Origin of the sequence: Pelagibacterium sp. H642 (genome assembly GCF_031202855.1) — a bacterium.
Taxonomy (GTDB): Bacteria; Pseudomonadota; Alphaproteobacteria; order Rhizobiales; family Devosiaceae; genus Pelagibacterium.
Genome location: NZ_CP101829.1, coordinates 2109522 through 2126278, shown reverse-complemented (window position 1 = coordinate 2126278; position 16757 = coordinate 2109522). Strand labels below are relative to the sequence as shown.

Annotated in this window: 17 protein-coding genes and 1 pseudogene; 12 read left to right on the top strand and 6 right to left on the bottom strand. The window is 62.8% G+C overall.

All coding sequences use genetic code 11. The features are described 5' to 3' along the window. The first annotated feature begins 94 nt into the window (after positions 1 to 94). Genes NO934_RS10465 through NO934_RS10455 form a run of 3 tightly spaced genes read left to right on the top strand, consistent with a single transcriptional unit; the run spans position 95 to position 3086 of the window. Positions 95 to 688: a shikimate kinase gene (locus tag NO934_RS10465; RefSeq protein ID WP_309159905.1), complete on the top strand. Its 594-nt coding sequence runs from the start codon at positions 95 to 97 to the stop codon at positions 686 to 688. Beyond that, the gene (gene aroB, locus NO934_RS10460) at positions 685 to 1803 is read left to right on the top strand and encodes a 3-dehydroquinate synthase (RefSeq protein WP_309159904.1); all 1119 of its coding nucleotides are present in this window, start codon (positions 685 to 687) and stop codon (positions 1801 to 1803) included. The genes NO934_RS10465 and aroB overlap by 4 nt, the downstream gene beginning before the upstream one ends. After that, positions 1803 to 3086: an HlyC/CorC family transporter gene (locus NO934_RS10455; RefSeq protein ID WP_309159903.1), complete on the top strand. Its 1284-nt coding sequence runs from the start codon at positions 1803 to 1805 to the stop codon at positions 3084 to 3086. The genes aroB and NO934_RS10455 overlap by 1 nt, the downstream gene beginning before the upstream one ends. Here NO934_RS10455 and NO934_RS10450 read toward each other — a convergent pair. Continuing rightward, complete coding sequence (locus NO934_RS10450; protein ID WP_309159902.1) at positions 3070 to 3333, bottom strand: BolA family protein; 264 nt, start codon at positions 3331 to 3333, stop codon at positions 3070 to 3072. The two genes, NO934_RS10455 and NO934_RS10450, sit on opposite strands and share 17 nt — an antisense overlap. Before the next feature lie 124 nt (positions 3334 to 3457). On the opposite strand from NO934_RS10450, the gene NO934_RS10445 reads away from it, so the two are divergent. From NO934_RS10445 to NO934_RS10420, 6 genes are all read left to right on the top strand, one after another. After that, positions 3458 to 4111, top strand: a complete 654-nt coding sequence (locus tag NO934_RS10445) for a J domain-containing protein (RefSeq protein WP_309159901.1) — start codon at positions 3458 to 3460, stop codon at positions 4109 to 4111. 110 nt (positions 4112 to 4221) lie between these two features. Beyond that, a complete protein-coding gene (cobS, locus tag NO934_RS10440) occupies positions 4222 to 5202 on the top strand; it encodes a cobaltochelatase subunit CobS (protein ID WP_309159900.1) in 981 nt (326 codons plus the stop codon). Positions 5203 to 5216: 14 nt separating this feature from the next. Continuing rightward, positions 5217 to 5954 carry a class I SAM-dependent methyltransferase gene (locus NO934_RS10435; protein WP_309159899.1) on the top strand — a complete coding sequence of 246 codons (738 nt, stop codon included), beginning with the start codon at positions 5217 to 5219 and terminating at the stop codon, positions 5952 to 5954. A 6-nt stretch (positions 5955 to 5960) separates the two neighbouring features. Further along, positions 5961 to 7841, top strand: a complete 1881-nt coding sequence (cobT, locus tag NO934_RS10430; protein ID WP_309159898.1) for a cobaltochelatase subunit CobT — start codon at positions 5961 to 5963, stop codon at positions 7839 to 7841. Positions 7842 to 7969: 128 nt separating this feature from the next. Further along, entirely contained in the window at positions 7970 to 8977 is a 1008-nt protein-coding gene (locus tag NO934_RS10425; RefSeq protein ID WP_309159897.1) for an esterase-like activity of phytase family protein, read from the top strand. Between the two features lie 4 nt (positions 8978 to 8981). Next, a complete protein-coding gene (locus NO934_RS10420) occupies positions 8982 to 10025 on the top strand; it encodes a M20/M25/M40 family metallo-hydrolase (protein ID WP_309159896.1) in 1044 nt (347 codons plus the stop codon). Between the two features lie 36 nt (positions 10026 to 10061). On the opposite strand, the gene NO934_RS10415 is transcribed toward NO934_RS10420, so the two are convergent. Then, the gene (locus tag NO934_RS10415) at positions 10062 to 10697 is read right to left on the bottom strand and encodes a queuosine precursor transporter (protein ID WP_309159895.1); all 636 of its coding nucleotides are present in this window, start codon (positions 10695 to 10697) and stop codon (positions 10062 to 10064) included. A 157-nt stretch (positions 10698 to 10854) separates the two neighbouring features. Continuing rightward, positions 10855 to 11139, bottom strand: coding sequence for a 50S ribosomal protein L28 (gene rpmB, locus NO934_RS10410; protein WP_309159894.1), 285 nt, complete (start codon positions 11137 to 11139; stop codon positions 10855 to 10857). Between the two features lie 253 nt (positions 11140 to 11392). On the opposite strand from rpmB, the gene NO934_RS10405 reads away from it, so the two are divergent. Continuing rightward, the gene (locus tag NO934_RS10405) at positions 11393 to 12181 is read left to right on the top strand and encodes a DUF3108 domain-containing protein (RefSeq protein WP_309159893.1); all 789 of its coding nucleotides are present in this window, start codon (positions 11393 to 11395) and stop codon (positions 12179 to 12181) included. Positions 12182 to 12188: 7 nt separating this feature from the next. On the opposite strand, the gene NO934_RS10400 is transcribed toward NO934_RS10405, so the two are convergent. The 3 genes and pseudogenes from NO934_RS10400 to NO934_RS10390 form a co-directional block, all read right to left on the bottom strand. Continuing rightward, on the bottom strand, positions 12189 to 13406 hold the full coding sequence (locus NO934_RS10400; protein WP_309159892.1) for an MFS transporter: 1218 nt from the start codon (positions 13404 to 13406) through the stop codon (positions 12189 to 12191). Further along, positions 13403 to 13993 carry a helix-turn-helix domain-containing protein gene (locus NO934_RS10395; protein ID WP_309159891.1) on the bottom strand — a complete coding sequence of 197 codons (591 nt, stop codon included), beginning with the start codon at positions 13991 to 13993 and terminating at the stop codon, positions 13403 to 13405. Before NO934_RS10395 ends, NO934_RS10400 begins: the two co-directional genes overlap by 4 nt. 74 nt (positions 13994 to 14067) lie before the next feature. Beyond that, positions 14068 to 15021, bottom strand: a pseudogene (locus NO934_RS10390) (DMT family transporter). 197 nt (positions 15022 to 15218) lie between these two features. Here NO934_RS10390 and NO934_RS10385 point away from each other — a divergent pair. Then, entirely contained in the window at positions 15219 to 15590 is a 372-nt protein-coding gene (locus NO934_RS10385) for a hypothetical protein (RefSeq protein WP_309159890.1), read from the top strand. Positions 15591 to 15734: 144 nt separating this feature from the next. Beyond that, a complete protein-coding gene (locus NO934_RS10380; protein ID WP_375143299.1) occupies positions 15735 to 16739 on the top strand; it encodes a substrate-binding domain-containing protein in 1005 nt (334 codons plus the stop codon). Positions 16740 to 16757 lie beyond the last annotated feature (18 nt).

The following is a 16757-nucleotide window of genomic DNA, read 5'->3' as shown; positions in this document are numbered from 1 at the left end:
CCCGATTCTAATCGCGGCGCAGGGACTTGGGCAATGGGTGTACTTGACACGTTGGCCGCCAAAGGCTTGAACCAGCCAATCGAAAGGGCGAGGAATGGGGCACGACGCGTCGGGTATCGCAAAGCCGAAAACCGAAAGCCTGGTGCTCGAGCGCCTGGCCGGGCGGCCTATCGTGCTGGTGGGCATGATGGGCGCGGGCAAGACCACAGTGGGCCGCCGGCTGGCGGCGCGGCTGGGATTGGCCTTTACCGATTCCGACGCGGAAATCGAAACCGCCGCCGGCATGTCGATCCCCGACATCTTCGCCGCCCATGGCGAGGCCGAATTCCGCGCCGGAGAGGCCCGGGTCATTTCCCGCCTGCTGCGCGAGCATAATGGCGTGATCGCCACCGGCGGAGGAGCCTTCGTCAATCCCGAGACACGCGCCGCCATCAAGGCGCATGCGGTCTCTGTGTGGATCAAGGCCGATTTCGACGTGCTCTTCGCCCGCGTGTCCAAGCGACCGACACGCCCCCTGCTCCAGACGCCCGATCCGCGCGGCACGTTGCGCGACCTCATGGACAAGCGCTACCCCATCTACGCGCTTGCCGATATCACCATCGCGTCGACCGACGTTCCCCATGACACTGTGGTCGCCGATATTTTCGCCGCCCTTTGCAACCATCTGGATATTTCAAAGACTCCATGAGCCTGCAGCACCCTCCGCACCACACAGTCCATGTGCCGCTGGGCGAACGCGCCTATGACATCGTCATCGGCCCCGACGCCATCACCAGCGCCGGCGAAAGGCTGGCAACCATGTTCCCTGGGGCACGCTACGGCATCGTCACGGACGAAAACGTCGCCGCCGCACAGCTGCCGCGCCTCCTGAAATCACTCGAGGGCGCAGGCTTGTCCCATGCCGAGATCGTCCTGCCGGCCGGCGAAGCCACCAAGTCCTGGACGCATCTACAGGCGGCGGTCGATGCGATTTTGGCCGCGCGCCTCGAGCGCAACGATATCCTTATCGCCCTTGGTGGCGGGGTGATCGGCGACCTTGCCGGCTTTGCCGCGGCCATTGCGCGGCGCGGCATGGACTTCGTCCAGATTCCCACCTCGCTCCTGGCCCAGGTGGATTCTTCGGTGGGCGGCAAGACCGGCATCAATTCGACCCATGGCAAGAACCTGGTCGGCGCCTTTCACCAGCCGCGCCTGGTCCTTGCAGACCAGCAGGCCCTCGATACGCTTCCTGCCCGCCAGTTCGCCGCGGGCTATGCCGAAGTGGTCAAATACGGGCTGATCGATGACGAGGATTTCTTTTTTTGGCTCGAAGCCAATTACGCCGAAATCGCTGCCGGCGGCCCAGCCCGCGCCGAAGCCATAGCCCGAGCCTGCGCTGCCAAGGCGCGGGTAGTTGTCGAAGATGAAAAGGAAACCGGCATCCGCGCGCTTTTGAACCTTGGGCACACCTTCGGCCATGCGCTCGAAAAGGCCACGGGCTATTCGGACCGCCTGCTCCATGGCGAAGGTGTCGCCATCGGCATGGTGCTGGCGCATCGCTTTTCGGCCCGGCTGGGCCTTGCACCGTCCCAGGACGCGGGGCGCATCGAAGCGCACTTGAAAGCCGCGGGCCTGCCCACCACATTGGCCGACATCCCCGGAGAACTGCCGCCCACCGAGACGCTCTTGGACGCCATAGCGCAGGACAAAAAAGTCTCGCGCGGAGCGTTGACCTTCATTCTGACGCGCGGCATCGGCAAGGCCTTTATCGAGCGGGGTGTCGACCCGCAGGCCGTCGCCAGCTTCCTTGAGGATATGCGATAATGGATGCTTCTCTCTGGCTTTCGTTTCTGGCCATCGTCGCGCTTCTGGCGATGAGCTTTTTCTTTTCCGGCTCTGAGACGGCTCTGACAGCGGCATCGCGTGCCCGCATGCACCAGCTCGCGCGCAGCGGCAACGCCCGCGCCTCGCTGGTCGAAAAGCTGACCGCCGAGAAGGAGCGCCTGATCGGCGCCATCCTCCTGGGCAACAATGTCGTCAACATTTTAGCCTCGACCCTGGCCGCCAGCGTCCTCATCCAGATTTTCGGCGAAGCCGGCATTGCCTACGCCACGCTCGCCATGACGGCGGCGGTGGTGATCTTTTCCGAAGTGATGCCCAAGACGATCGCCTTGATCCGCCCTGACGGGTTTGCGTTGACGGTCGCCCCCATCATCAGGGTCATCGTGACCATCTTTTCGCCGGTCACCTTCGCGGTGCAGGCGATCGTCAATACGATCCTGCGCCTGTTCGGGCTGGACGCCAGCAACGCCAACGCCATTTCGGGCCATGAGGAATTGCGCGGCACCGTGGACTTCCTCCACGCCGAGGGCGAAGTGGTCAAGGGCGACCGCGACATGCTGGGCGGCATCCTCGACCTGCGTGAGCTCGAGGTTTCCGACGTCATGGTGCATCGCACGCGCATGCTCGCCCTAGATGCGGACATGCCCGCCGACGAGTTGATCGGTGCGATTCTTGAAAGCCCCTTCACCCGCGTGCCGCTCTACAAGGACAAGCAGGACAACATCGTCGGCGTCGTCCACGCCAAGGATCTGCTGCGCGCCATCCAGAAGGCCGAGGGCGACTATTCCAAGGTCAATCCCGCCCGGATTGCCTTCAGGCCCTGGTTCGTGCCCGACACCACATCGGTTCAGGCCCAGCTCAATGCGTTCCTCAAGGCCAAGCTCCATTTCGCGCTGGTTGTGGATGAATATGGCGAGGTGCAGGGACTGATCACCCTCGAAGACATTCTCGAAGAGATCGTCGGCGACATCGCCGACGAGCACGACGCGGTGATCGAAGGGGTGCGCAAGCAGACGGACGGATCCTATATCATCGACGGACAGCTCCCCATCCGCGACCTCAACCGGGCGCTCGATTGGAACTTGCCCGATTCCGAGGCAACGACAGTGGCGGGGCTGGTGATCCATGAAGCCAAGCTGATCCCCGATCCGGGCCAGCAGTTCACCTTCCACAATCTGCGCTTCAAGGTGCTGCGCAAGCAGCACAACAGGATCACCCAGATCAGGGTGTCGCCGCTGGAAACGGCGGTCAGTCCGAAGGGATGACCTTGATCGTCAATGCGTGCATGCCGGCGGCGAACTGATCGGCCAAAGCCGCGTTGATGGCCCGGTGCTGCTCGATGCGGTTCATGCCGTCAAGCGCAGTGCTGGCGATTTTGATATGGAAATGGGTATTGCCCCCTTCCCGCCATCCTGCATGTCCATGGTGGCGTTCGGAATCGTCGATCACCTCCAATAGGGCAGGATCGAATTTGGCCCTAAGGGTTGCTTCGATCTGGTCGCGAACGCTCATGTGTCAATTCCCCATGGGCAATAAAATGGTGGTTTTGGTCCGGGCAATCCGAACCGAAACCGTATATGATTGCGGGCCCCTGGTTCACAAGCCCGGCGAACCGGTAAAAAGTTAAGACCATTCGATGAGTATCAACACCAAGTCCAAGCTTTTCGATTCCGTGCGCATCAAGCCCCGCCGCGCCGCGGCCGACGAGGAAACCCCGACGCGCCCCGGCTGCGATTGGGAAGGTTGCGACAATCCGGGACTCTATAAAGCTCCCAAGGGCGCCCGCTCGGAAGGCCAGTTCCACAATTTCTGCCTCGAGCATGTGCGCCACTACAACAAGGCCTACAACTATTTCTCGGGCATGAACGACGAGGAGATCGCCGAGCATGCCATCAAGATGAACGCGCCCGGCTCGCGCGAGACCTGGGCGTTCGGGTCGAACCGGTTCGGCAAATCCAACCCCAATCCGAAAAAGTTCAAGGCGCGCGATTATACCGGCCGCCAGTTCCACGACGTCAACAACGTCTTTGCCCGGCTGCGCTCGCGCGCCAAGGCGAGCGGGAATGGCGAGCGGACCGAGCGCGACATTACCCTCACCGGCCAGGACCGGTCGGCGTTCGAGGTATTGGGGCTCGAAGGCCGCAAGCCTTCCGTGGAGATCAAATCGGCCTATAAGGCCCTGGTCAAGCTCCACCACCCCGATGCCAATGGCGGCGACAAGGGGTCCGAAGATCGGCTGCGCTCGATCATTGCCGCCTACAATCACCTGAAATCGCGTGGCTTCGTCTGATCCAAACACCTTGCAGCACCCCGCTCTCTGGGTTTATGGCAAGACGACTGCTATAAGCGCACGAAATTTCTCCCTGAGAGCCACGCGCCGCGCCCTCCAAGAGGCTGATGATGACTGAGTTTTCCCACCTGCCCGATACCGAGTACTCCGTCCGCGATCTGTTCGGGATCGACAGCGACATGATGGTCAAGGGCTATAAGGAACGCACCGACCACGTCCCCGAGATCGATCCGGACTATCTGTTCGACCGCAACACCACCCTTGCCATCCTCGCCGGCTTCGCCTTCAACCGCCGCGTCATGGTGCAGGGCTATCACGGCACGGGCAAATCTACCCATATCGAACAGGTCGCCGCACGGCTCAACTGGCCGCTGGTACGCGTCAATCTCGATAGCCACGTTTCCCGCATCGACCTTGTGGGCAAGGACGCGATCGTTCTGCGCGAGGGCAAGCAGGTCACCGAATTCCGCGACGGCATCCTGCCTTGGGCGGTGCAGAACAATGTGGCCCTGGTGTTCGACGAATACGACGCCGGGCGTCCCGACGTGATGTTCGTGATCCAGCGCGTGCTTGAGGTGTCGGGCCGCCTGACGCTGCTCGACCAGAACCGCGTTATCCGCCCGCACCCGGCCTTCCGGCTGTTCGCCACCACCAACACCATCGGTCTTGGCGACACGTCGGGCCTCTATCATGGCACCCAGCAGATCAATCAGGGCCAGATGGATCGCTGGTCGATCGTCGTCACGCTCAACTACCTGCCGCATGAAAAGGAAGTCGGCATCGTTCTGGCCAAGGCCAAGAGCTACAACCAGAGCGAAGAGGGGCGGAAGACCGTCTCCAACATGGTGCGCGTCGCCGATCTCACCCGCTCGGCCTTCATCAACGGCGATTTGTCGACGGTGATGAGCCCGCGCGCGGTGATCACCTGGGCGGAAAACGCCGAGATCTTCGGCGATCTCGGCTTTGCCTTCCGGCTGACGTTTTTGAACAAATGCGACGAGCTCGAACGCCCGGTGGTCGCCGAATTCTACCAGCGCGTGTTCGGCGTCGATCTCCCCGAATCCGCGGCCAACCTGGCGATTTCGGCCTAACCCCTCAAAGAGCCATGGCGCAGAACATCTACGACGATCCGGCCTTTTTCGAAGGCTACAGCCAGTTCCCGCGTTCGCGCGAGGGATTGGCTGCGGCCAATGAATGGCCGGCGTTGCGCGCCATGCTCCCCGACCTGAACGGCAAGCGCGTGCTCGACCTGGGCTGCGGCTTCGGCGCCTTTGCCCGCTTTGCCGCCGCAGAGGGCGCCAATAGCGTGCTCGGCATCGACCTCTCCGAAAAGATGCTCGAAACCGCCCGCGAGCGCACCGACAACGCCGCCGTTGCCTACCAGCGCGGCGACCTCGACAAACTCGACCTTGGCGACCGGACTTTCGACGTCGTCTTTTCCTCGCTCGCCTTTCACTATGCCGCCGATTTCGCGACTCTGGCCAGAACCATCCGCGCGGCGCTGACCGATGGCGGGGCGCTGGTCTTTTCGGTCGAGCATCCGCTTTTTGCCGTGCGCACCGAGCCCGAATTTTCGACCGACGCGGGCGGCAAGCGTGTGTTCCTGGTCGACGACTATCTGGGCGAAGGCAAGCGCGTCACCTCCTGGGTGGTCGATGGGGTGGAAAAATACCACCGCACCATCGCGACCTATATCAATTCGCTGCTCGACGCCGGATTTTCCCTTTCCGCCATCGACGAATGGGGACCCGGCCCCGAGCTTTTGGCGCAGAACCCCGATTATATCGATCACCGCATCCGCCCGATGTTCCTTCTGATGGGAGCGCGGGCCACGAGCCGCTAAAAGACCATGGCCCAGCCCCCGCGCAACAAAGCCAACAAGCCCGATCCCACCGCTGCCTTCAAGGCAGCGGTCGGCGCTGCCGTGCGCACCGTGGCCGGAAAGCACGATCTGGAAGTCAGCTTTACCGCCGACCGGCCGATTTTGACCTCCGACAAGGCCCGCCTTGCCGCCCTGCCCCGCCTGCCGACCGCCCGCGATATCGCCGTGGCGCGTGGACAGGGTGACGCCATGGCCATGCGCATGGCCAGCCACGATGCCGACACCCACCGCAAGATGGCGCCCAAGGACGCCGATGCCCGCGCCGCATTCGACGCGCTGGAGCAGGCGCGGGTCGAATCGCTGGGCTGTGCCCGCATGGCGGGTATGAGCGGCAACATCGCCGAGATGATCGAGGACCGGCTGTTCCGCGCCAATTACGCCAATGTCACCGATATCGCCGATGCGCCGCTAGCCGAGGCGTTGGGGCTCTTGATGCGCGAGAAGGTGGCCGGCATTCCCGTGCCGCCCTCGGGCACCCCGCTTGTCGATCTCTGGCGCGAGCGGATCGAGACCAAGATCGGCACTTCGCTCGACGAACTTGCCCAGCACCTGGAAAACCAGGCCGAGTTCTCGCGCCGCTCGCGCGCCATCCTGCGCGATCTCGACCTGATCGCCGAAACCGATTTCGACCAGCTCGACCCTGACGAATCCGATTCGTCCACCGAAGACGCCCAGAACAATCAGGCGATGAACGGGGACGAGGAGCAGAACGAGGGCGACGCCGACAACGCCGAAATGGACGGCACCGAGGAGACTCCCGGCGAGCACGAGGAAGCCGGCGACGTCGAGGGCATGGAAGCCGATAGCGCCGACACCGACGAAGACGCCCAGGCCGAAGCTGGCGAGGATTCTCCTGCGCCGCCGCCGGGCCAGGGCGAACAGCGGCTGTCCAACCAGCCGACCTACAAAATCTTCACCGACAAGTTCGACGAGATCGTCTCGGCCGCCGATCTCTGCCCGCCCGAAGAACTCGACCAGCTCCGCGGCCTACTCGACAAGCAACTCGAGCACCTGGCCGGCGCCGTGGCCCGGCTTGCCAACAAGCTGCAGCGCCGCCTAATGGCGCAACAGAACCGTGGCTGGGATTTCGATCTCGAGGAAGGCGTGCTCGATACCGCCCGTTTGACTCGCGTGGTGACCGATCCGCTCCAGGCGCTCTCCTTTAAGGCCGAGCGCGATACCGAATTCCGCGACACCGTCGTTACGCTTTTGATCGACAATTCCGGTTCCATGCGCGGCCGCCCGATCACCATTGCCGCGATCTGCGGCGACATTCTCGCCCGCACGCTGGAGCGCTGCGGCGTAAAGACGGAAATTCTGGGCTTCACCACCCGCGCCTGGAAGGGCGGCAAGTCGCGCGAAGCCTGGCTCGACGCCGGCCGGCCTCCCAATCCGGGCCGCGTCAACGACATTCGCCACATCATCTATAAGGGCGCTGACGAACCCTGGCGCCATGCCAAGCGCAATCTGGGCCTGATGATGCGCGAGGGGCTGCTCAAGGAAAATATCGACGGCGAGGCCCTGCAATGGGCCCATAAGCGCATCGTCAACCGCCCGGAGAACCGCCGCATCCTGATGGTGATCTCCGACGGCGCCCCGGTCGACGATTCAACGCAGTCGGTCAATCCCGGCAATTACCTCGAAGCCCATTTGCGCGCGGTGATCGAAGAGATCGAAACCCGTTCCCCGGTCCAGCTCGTCGCCATCGGCATTGGCCACGATGTGACACGCTACTACCGCCGCGCGGTGACCATTCTGGACGCGGATGAGCTGGCCGGCGCCATGACTGACAACCTTGCAGCGCTGTTCGACGAGGAACTTCCGGGCGAAGCGAGGAGGCGGCGCTGAGACCACCAGCCGTCTCAGCTTGCCCGTCTACTCCGTTCCCTCTCCCCAAAGGGGCGCAGAAGGCTTATGCCGCGTCCGCACCAATCTTTCCTTCTCCCCTTGAGGGAGAAGATGCCCCGAAGGGGTGGATGAGGAGTGCGCTGAGTTTCCTCGCACTCACGAGTCTGCTGCTTCCCTCTTCCGCCTTTGCTCAATCCCCGTCCGCCGAACCCATCACGGTCACCGCGTCCCCCATTACCGATTTCCAACGCGCCGCGATCGGGGAGCCGGTCGACGGGCTCATCTTCAAGGGTGGCCTCCAGCTCTCCAGTTCGCATCCCGATTTCGGCGGTATCTCCGGCCTTGCCTTTCTCGATGCGGACCGCTTCGTGATGGTCACCGACGAGGGGCGGTTCATCTCCGGAGCGCTCGTCCTGGCCGAGGGTGCTCCCGCAGGGGTCGCGGATGTGGAAATCGACGTGATCCGCAATTCCAAGGGCGCGCCGCTGCCGCGCAAATTCGCGCAGGATTCAGAGGCAGTCGAAGCGATTTTCCGCGAGGACGGCACGAGCGCGGTTCGCGTCGGATTCGAGCACCTTGCCCGCATCGCAGATTTCGAGATGATCGACGGCCGGCCCGGCGGCGCGGCGAGGGAAGTGGCGATTCCAGATTGGCTCACCGCTCTGCGGACCAATGAATCGATCGAATCGGTTTGCATCGCCCCGCCGGCTTCGCCGGTGGCCGGATCGACCCTGATCATCACCGAAGCCCATTCGCTTGTGCCCGGGACATGGGCGGCGACGCTTTTGGGCAATCGCGATCGGGGCGACCTTCACCTCGCCCAGGGCGGCGGGGTCAACCCCACCGATTGCGCCTTTCTGCCCAATGGCGACCTGCTCGTTCTCGAACGCGGCTTTGCTTTCCTCACCTTCACGGCCCGGCTCCGCCTCATCCCGGCCGATGAGGTCCAGCCCGGCGCAACCATGGAGGGCGAAGTTATCTTTTCAGCCTCGGGCGGGGAGATCGACAATTTCGAAGCTCTGGGCGTGCGCGGCTTGCCCGATGGCGAAACCCGCATCACCATGGTCTCCGACGATAATTTCAATTCCTTCCAGCGCACCCTGCTGCTTGACTTTGCCCTACCCGATCCGGAGTGATTTCATGAACATCGACCTTCTCCGCCAGCTCTGCGAAACCCCCGGCGTTCCCGGCCGCGAACACCGTGTCCGCGCCCTGATCCAACGCGAAATCGAGGGACTTTTCGATGAGGTGAGAACCGATTCCATGGGCTCGCTCATCGCCGTGCGCCGCTCGCGGACAAAGGCCGAAAAGCCTTTGAAGGTCATGCTGCTCTGCCACATGGATGAAATCGGGTTCCTGGTCACCCATGTGAGCGAGAAGGGCTGGATCCACATCGACAATGTCGGCGGCTTCGATCCGCGCACGCTCTTTGCCCGGCGCGTGAAGGTCGTCACCCGCGATGGCGATTATCCCGGCGTCATGAATGCCGGCGGTCGTCCGCTACACATCTCCTCGCCCGAGGATCGCAAGAAGGTGCCGGCGGTCAAGGAGTTCTTCGTCGATATCGGCTTCGGGGCGGAAACGCGCTCCAAGGTGCATGTGGGCGACTTCATCGTCATGGACGAACCCCTGGTTGAGATGGGCGACAAGATCGTCTCCAAGGCGCTCGACAACCGCATTGCCTGCTGGCTGGGTATCGAAGCGATCCGCGCACTCGAAGCGAGCGGGGTCGACCACGATTGCGAAATCCACGTCGCCTTCACGGCTCAGGAGGAAGTGGGGCTGCGCGGCGCCCGCACGGCGTCCTTCTCCGTCGCTCCCGATATCGGGCTGGGCGTGGACACCACGCTCGCCTGCGACACCCCCGGCGTGCCGGAAAACGAAATGGTCACCGCCCAGGGCAAGGGTTTTGGCCTCCAGATCAAGGACGGCTCGTTTATCGCCGATCTGGAACTGGTCGAGGAATTCGAAGCCCTGGCGGCAAAGGAGAAAATTCCCTTCCAGCGCACGGTCCTCGCCGCCGGCGGCCAGGATGCAGCCGCCGCCCAGCAGGCCGCCGCCGGCGCCCGCGCCGTGGGCATCGTCGTGGGCACCCGCTATATCCACACCGTCACCGAAATGATCGAGAAATCCGACCTTCAGGCGGCGCTCGATATCCTCGTCGCCTATCTCAAGGGCAAATAAAACAAAGGGCGCCACTGGCGCCCTTTTCGCTGCATCTCAAGCGACGATTGCCGTCCGATCGGGGATCACCCGCCGCAGGACCTTGTAGGGTGCGAGCAGCACCAGAGTGACCGCCATCTTGACCAGGAAATCGCCGACGCCCAGCGAAACCCAGAGCGGCACTTGTGGCCCGAACGAGAGCAGCGGAGTGGGGAAAGGCAGCGAGCTGTCTTCCAGCCCGAACCCGGTATCGAGGAAGGCAAAGCTTGCGGCAAAGGCGATGCCGAAGAACAGGATCGTGTCGATCACCGAACCGATGGTCGATGAGACAAGCGGCGCCTTCCACCATTGCGCGCCGCGCAGCCTGTCGAAGATCGAAACATCGAGAAGCTGGGCGACAAGGAATGCGGCTCCCGAGGCGACGGCGATGCGCGGGGAGGCGAGAAAGATGCTCATCGCCACGGCGCAGGCAAAGCCGACGACAACCACCACGCGCGCCGGACGCGGACCGAAATGGCGATTGGTGAGGTCGTTGACCAGGAACGCGACCGGATAGGTGAAGGCGCCCCAGGTGAGGATTTGCGCCAGATCGAATCCGCCGATCGTGCCTTGTACCGGAAACTGAACGAGATAGTTCGATGCGGTGACCACCACCGCCATGGCCAGCACGGCCCAAAAAAAGCGCACGCCCATATCGCGTGTTTCCCTTTCCCAAAAGCGGCAAGATGACCGCCGGATGCTTCGGTTAACCCCTGGACGCGATCCGGCAAATGGCCGGTGCATCCAAAACGAAAGCGCCGCGCCGGGTGTTCCTGGCGCGGCGCTTTCAATTCTTGTGCGCTGTCATGCCTTAGCTGGCGAGAGCGGCGCGGATTTCCTTCTTGATGCCGCGGGCGCGATCGGAAAGATCGGCGTCGTCGGCCTTGATGAGGAAAGCGTCGAGGCCGCCACGGTGCTCGACGGTGCGCAGAGCCGCAGCCGAAATGCGCAGCTTGACCTGGCGGTCGAGCGCTTCGGAAATCAGCGTCACATCGCAAAGGTTGGGCAGAAAGCGGCGGCGGGTCCGGTTGAGCGCGTGGCTCACATTGTTGCCGGTCATCACGCCTTTGCCGGTGAGTTCACAGCGCCGTGCCATTTTGTATTCCTGTCAATCGAATGCCGGGACCGAGGGCTTGCCCCCCAGTCGACCAGTCTGGGTCTGGTTGGAAGAAACTTTCGGGCGGATATAGAGAAATGGCGGGTGTCCGTCAAGCACAAGCGCAACAAATGCTCACTGTTGTGACTTCTCGATGCTGGACACGCCGAATCCCAGCAGGCAACCTAGACGCAACCCTGATTCGTGGCGCGGCGGATCGGACACTGCGGCAATATCAGGAAACGAGTCTCGCGTGAAACGCTTTTCCCTTCCGTCCCTTTTCGCCACCGCAGCCCTCGCCCTGGGGTTTGCCGGCCCCGCAACCGCCCAGCAGGCGGGCTCGATCGCAACCTATGTGATCTCGATCGGCGGCATCAATGTCGCCAACGTCTCGATCCGGCTGGCAACGGAAGGCTCGGCCTATCAGCTCGATCTTTCCGCCGACGTGGCCGGTCTGGCCCAGGTCGTGGCGCAGGGTTCCGGCGCCGTCAATTCGGGCGGGGTCATCACCCAGACGGGGCTGCAGGCCAACCGCTTCTATCTCGAGACCCGCACCGCCAACGAACGCTTCGCGCTTCAGACCGCTTATACCAACGCCAATGCGAGCGAGGGCACGGTGACCCCGCCGCTTGCGCCCAATTCCGATCGCGTGCCGGTCAGTTCGTCCCACCGCTCCGGCGTCAACGATCCCTTGGCCGCTTTCATCCTGCGCGGACAGGCGCTCGACGGCTCGCTCTGCAACCGCACCCTGCGCATCTATACCGGCATCGAGCGCTTCGACATGCCCATGAGCTATGTCGAAACCACCACCGCCACCTCGGCCCGCACCGCCTATCAGGGGCCGGTCGTTCTTTGCGCCATGCGCTATGTTCCGGTGTCAGGCCATTTCGAGACGTCCGAAGTCACCCAATACCTCGCCAATTCCGATCGCATGCTGATCTGGTACATGCCGCTTTCGGATTCGGGATTCTTCATTCCCTATCGCGTGCTGATGGGCTCGAGCTTCGGGGATATCTCGATGGTGCTGGTGGGGCTGCAATAGCCTAGGGCTAAGCCACCTCCGGCCGCCGTGCAAATCCGCGAAACCGCTTGAGCCCCAAGGGCGCGAGCGTGATCGCAAGATAGACGCCCCCCAAGATCAGCAGGGTGGCCTCCAGCCCGATCCCGGCAATCAGCACCCCGCCCACAATGCCACCGAACGGCATCAACGCCCAGGCCGAAGCGGTGACCAGCGAGGAGACCCGCCCCACCAGCTTTTCGGGTATGCGCTCGAGGATCACCGCTGAAATGATCGGATTGAGAAATCCCGATGCAAACCCGCCCACCGCCAGCACGGCCAAAATCGCCGCAAGGGGGGCGTCGAATGCAAAGACAACGAAGCGTGGCAGGCCCACAAGGACAAAAGCGCCGATGTAAACGGCCAGCCGCGGCAGCTTTTCGGCAAAGGCTGTCGCCACTGCCGAGCCGAGGATCGAAAACCCCGAAAAGACCGCCAGCACCAGCCCGATAGCGGCTGCCCCGCGTCCGCTATCGGCGGCCCAGACTGGCACCAGCACCACGCCAAAAGCCTGATCGATGAAATTGGTCAGCGCCACCATCACGGCGATCCCGACCAGCACCGCATCCTTGCGCAGAAAATCGAACCCTTCCGCGAACTGACGGCCATAGCTCTGAGGCACCCCGGCCTCGGTTATCGTGGTGGATCGCGTGCCGGCGAGCAGGACGATTGCCGCCACGGCCAGGCAAATGCCATTGAAGGCCAGCGCCTGCGCAGGACCGATGATAGCGACCAGCGCGCCGGCCGCAGCCGCCCCGATGGTCGAAGCCAGCCGCTCGATCGTCCCCATCACGCCCGTCACCCGTTCGAGCGGCAGCTTTCCTTCCCGCGCAACACTCGGGATCATCGCCTGCTTGGCCGCGTCGGCCGGTCCGCGCAGCGCCCCCAGAATCGCCATCAGCGCGATGAGGAGGGGAACGACCAGAAGCTCGAAATGATCGAGCACCGGAATGGCAGCCACCACGGTCACCGAAGCGAAATCGCCCACGATCGAAACCCGCCGCGCCCCCAGCCGGTCGAGCAGCGGTCCGCCGAGCGCCTTGGCAATGACATAGGGCGCCATTTCGGCAAAGGCGACGACGCCGGTGAGCACCGGATCCCCGGTTATGGTCAGCACCAGCCAGGGGATGGCGATCATCGAGAGCCTTGTGCCCGAAAGCGAACAGACCTCGGCCAGTACGAGCGAATAGAAACTGCGCCGGCCGCTCATGTCTCCCCGCCGTCCTCTGGTACATAGGGAAAGCCATGGAGATGAATGGTGAAGGGTCGCCAGCCTTGGGGAAGCGGCTCGCCCAAAGCCGGTGCCTCCTCTTTGGCCTTCCAGAGAAGGGCGTGAAGCTCATCCAAAAGCGCGCGGGCCGCATCGGCGGAAAGCGCAATCGTGAAATCGCTCAGCGTCTGCGCTTTTTGCCATTCGGGAGGCAGATCGGTGAAGGTGTCGTGCGCCCGCTGCATGGCGGCGGCATGGTGACTGACCACGGCCTGCATCATAGCCATCGAGGCGTCCCGAGCATCGCCTTCCGCCTCGGCCGGAGCGATAACCGTGGATTCGTGCCGCGCCCTCCACCACTTGTCGCGCTTGTTGCCGCGGCTTTCATCGATCTCGATGAAACCGTGCTGGGCGAGCTGGCGCAGATGATAGCTCGTGGCTCCCGAATTGAGCCCCAGCCGCGCAGCGAGGCTCGTCGCGGTCTGTGGCCCTTCAAGCCGCAAAATCCCCAGCATCTTGAGCCGGTCCGGATGAGTGAGCGCCTTGAGGGCCCGGGCATCGGGAACGATTTGGAAAATTTCGCGCATTGCAATGCAGCCTACGGTGATCGATGAGGTCACCCTAGAACTGCAAACAATATTTTGCAAATATTTCTTTGCGATCAATCTTCGTGCGGTGTCACCGCCACGCCCGCCTGCGGATCGGCGGCCACTGGCGGTGGCAGTGGCGTATGGCGCTGACGCTCGCGCAATAGCGTCAAAAGACCCGAAGCGATGATGAGGACGATACCAACGACCATGGGCAGATCGACCAATTCACCGAAAAACACATAGCCGATGACCAGCGCTCAGAGCATCTGGCTGTACTGGGTGGGCGCCACATAGGCGGCGGGCGCGTGGGCCGCCGACATCATCATCAAAACATTGGCCAACGCCGCCAGCAGGCCATAGCCGGCAAGGAACAGCCATTGCTCGGGAGTGGGCATTGTAAACACCGGGATCATGGCGATGCCGCAGATGATCAGCCATCCCAGTACACCCGCGCCATAAAGCGAGATGTTCTTTTCCTTGGGGCCCATCGCCCGGAAGATGATGATCGAGATCGCCCCGCTCAATCCACCGAAGATCGCCCCCAGATGGCCGATCGACAGCTCGCGGAAACCGGGCCTGAGGATGATCAGGACACCAATGAACCCCACGATCACCGCGCCCCAGCGCCTGATGCCGACTTTCTCCTTGAGGAAAAACACCGACATGATGGTGACGAAGGACGGCAGCAGGAAGATCAGCGAAAACGCTTCGGCCATGGGCAGATAGCTGAATGCTGTGACGCTCCCCACAGCGCCCACGCCCGAAGACACGAACCGCACCAGCCACAGCGGGCGATTGGTGGTCCGCACGATATCGCTCCACTGGTCCCCCGGCCGCCGCAGGAAGGGCAGCGCCACGAAGCCGAAGGCCGCGCCGAAAAAAGCGATCTCGAACGGATTGATCGCCCCGTGCAGGAATTTGATGAATGCGTCGCTCCAGGCAAAGACGGCAAAGGCGGAAAACGCCAGCATAAGGCCATAGCCCACCCGGTTCTGTGCCGCCGAATTGAGAACTGCCGTTGCCATCTAGCACTCCGAACCTGAAACAATAAAGCGGCCTCAAGACTGGCGGGGCCGCCGCTGCCGTTACCGCGCCTAACCGCTCCTGTCTCGCCCGACAAAGCGCATAGCGGCTCTGCATGACATGCAGGCGTCGGCGTTCCAGGAACGCCTCGGCCCGTGCGGCATTGTGGCTAGGCACCCTACCCCCAAAGGAGGAGCTTATGATCAGTAAGCCGCTTGCCGCCGCGCTCGCCTTTGCCACGTCGTCACTGCTGTCGCTGGGCTCGGCGGGCTTTGCCCAGACCGTGGGCGGTCAGGAGATCAGCGAGGCCGATTGGCCCATCGTTGAAAACCATTGCGCCGAACTGGCCGGCCAACCGCTCGACGACCCCGCCGAGCAAGGTGCTTCCGGCGAGGCCACCGACACACCCGCCGATACCGACGCCCGCGCCGATCAGGGCATGCCCCAGGAAATGCTCTCCGAAGGCACCGCCGATGAACCCGCGGAAGAAAATGAGGACCTTGCCACAGTCGATCTCGATGCCATCACGCTTGAAGATTGCACCGACGCAGGTCTCGTCACCGAGCAATGAGGCCATTGCCGCTCTTGCGGCGAAATCTCTTCCCGGTTGCAGGCGAAAACCGCGATCTTGACTCACTCTGCAACCGGTTGCATAAATGTCTTGTGCTAAAAACCGCACGCACGCTTAGTGGAGGAAATCTTGCGCAAATCTGCAATTTTGGTGGCCCTTGCGGCTGCCGGCCTGTCCTCGACCGCATTCGGTCAGGATAGCTTTACCATCGGCCTTTCCAACGGTTTCGTGGGTAGCGAATGGCGCACCCAGATGATCGAGGAGGCTCAGGCCGCAGCCGAGGCCTGGTCTGAAAACGGGGTGGAAGTCGAAGTCATCGTCCAGAGCGGCAATGTCGACGTCCAGGGCCAGATCGGCCACATCCGCAATTTCATCAATCAGGGTGTCGATGCCATCATCATCAACCCCCAGAGCCCGACCGCTTTCGATCCGGTCTTTGCCCAGGCCGCCGCTGCCGGCATCCTCGTGATCGCCACCGACGCCGAAGTCTCCTCCCCCGACGCCATCTATGTGGGCATCGACCAGAAGCAGTATGGCGTACAGGCCGCCGAATGGCTGGTTGAAACGCTCGGCGGCGAAGGCAATGTCGTCACCATCGACGGCATCGCCGGCAACCCCGCTAACGAAGCCCGCGTCGCTGGCTATGAGGAAGTCTTCGCCCAGCATGAGGGCATCAATGTCCTCAATCAGGCCAATGCCAACTGGGATCAGGCACAGGGTCAGCAGGTGATGCAGAACCTGCTCGCTACCTATCCTGATATCGATGGCGTTCTGGTCCAGGACGGCATGGCCGACGGCGCCTGGCGCGCCATCGAGGCGGCCGGCCGCACTGAGGACATTGCCGCCACCGGTGAAATCCGCCGCGACTTCCTGGTGCGCTGGCAGGAGCAGGGCCTCAATTCGGCCGCTTCGGTCAACCCGCCGGGCGTGATGGCCTCGGCGCTCAATGTCGCCGTGCTCGCGCTGCAGGGCAATGAGTTCCGCGAAGACGTGTTCACCGGCCAGTATGGCAATGCCATCTATATCCCGATCCCGTTCGTCGATAACGACAACCTCGCCGAGAACGTGGCTGCTTCCGAAGGCCAGCCGGGCTACTGGTCGGTCACCGAAGTCGTGACCCCGGAAGAAGCCCAGGAATTCTTCCAGTAACAATCGCATAGACCATCC

Excerpts from the sequence above, each read along its gene's own strand:
- cobT (WP_309159898.1), top strand. The coding sequence starts at position 5,961 with ATGGCCCAGCCCCCGCGCAACAAAGCCAACAAGCCCGATCCCACCGCT.
- NO934_RS10450 (WP_309159902.1), bottom strand. The coding sequence starts at position 3,333 with ATGAGCGTTCGCGACCAGATCGAAGCAACCCTTAGGGCCAAATTCGAT.
- NO934_RS10400 (WP_309159892.1), bottom strand. The coding sequence starts at position 13,406 with ATGAGCGGCCGGCGCAGTTTCTATTCGCTCGTACTGGCCGAGGTCTGT.
- NO934_RS10425 (WP_309159897.1), top strand. The coding sequence starts at position 7,970 with ATGAGGAGTGCGCTGAGTTTCCTCGCACTCACGAGTCTGCTGCTTCCC.
- rpmB (WP_309159894.1), bottom strand. The coding sequence starts at position 11,139 with ATGGCACGGCGCTGTGAACTCACCGGCAAAGGCGTGATGACCGGCAAC.
- NO934_RS10435 (WP_309159899.1), top strand. The coding sequence starts at position 5,217 with ATGGCGCAGAACATCTACGACGATCCGGCCTTTTTCGAAGGCTACAGC.
- NO934_RS10455 (WP_309159903.1), top strand. The coding sequence starts at position 1,803 with ATGGATGCTTCTCTCTGGCTTTCGTTTCTGGCCATCGTCGCGCTTCTG.
- NO934_RS10385 (WP_309159890.1), top strand. The coding sequence starts at position 15,219 with ATGATCAGTAAGCCGCTTGCCGCCGCGCTCGCCTTTGCCACGTCGTCA.
- NO934_RS10420 (WP_309159896.1), top strand. The coding sequence starts at position 8,982 with ATGAACATCGACCTTCTCCGCCAGCTCTGCGAAACCCCCGGCGTTCCC.
- NO934_RS10415 (WP_309159895.1), bottom strand. The coding sequence starts at position 10,697 with ATGGGCGTGCGCTTTTTTTGGGCCGTGCTGGCCATGGCGGTGGTGGTC.
- NO934_RS10445 (WP_309159901.1), top strand. The coding sequence starts at position 3,458 with ATGAGTATCAACACCAAGTCCAAGCTTTTCGATTCCGTGCGCATCAAG.
- NO934_RS10465 (WP_309159905.1), top strand. The coding sequence starts at position 95 with ATGGGGCACGACGCGTCGGGTATCGCAAAGCCGAAAACCGAAAGCCTG.
- cobS (WP_309159900.1), top strand. The coding sequence starts at position 4,222 with ATGACTGAGTTTTCCCACCTGCCCGATACCGAGTACTCCGTCCGCGAT.
- aroB (WP_309159904.1), top strand. The coding sequence starts at position 685 with ATGAGCCTGCAGCACCCTCCGCACCACACAGTCCATGTGCCGCTGGGC.
- NO934_RS10395 (WP_309159891.1), bottom strand. The coding sequence starts at position 13,993 with ATGCGCGAAATTTTCCAAATCGTTCCCGATGCCCGGGCCCTCAAGGCG.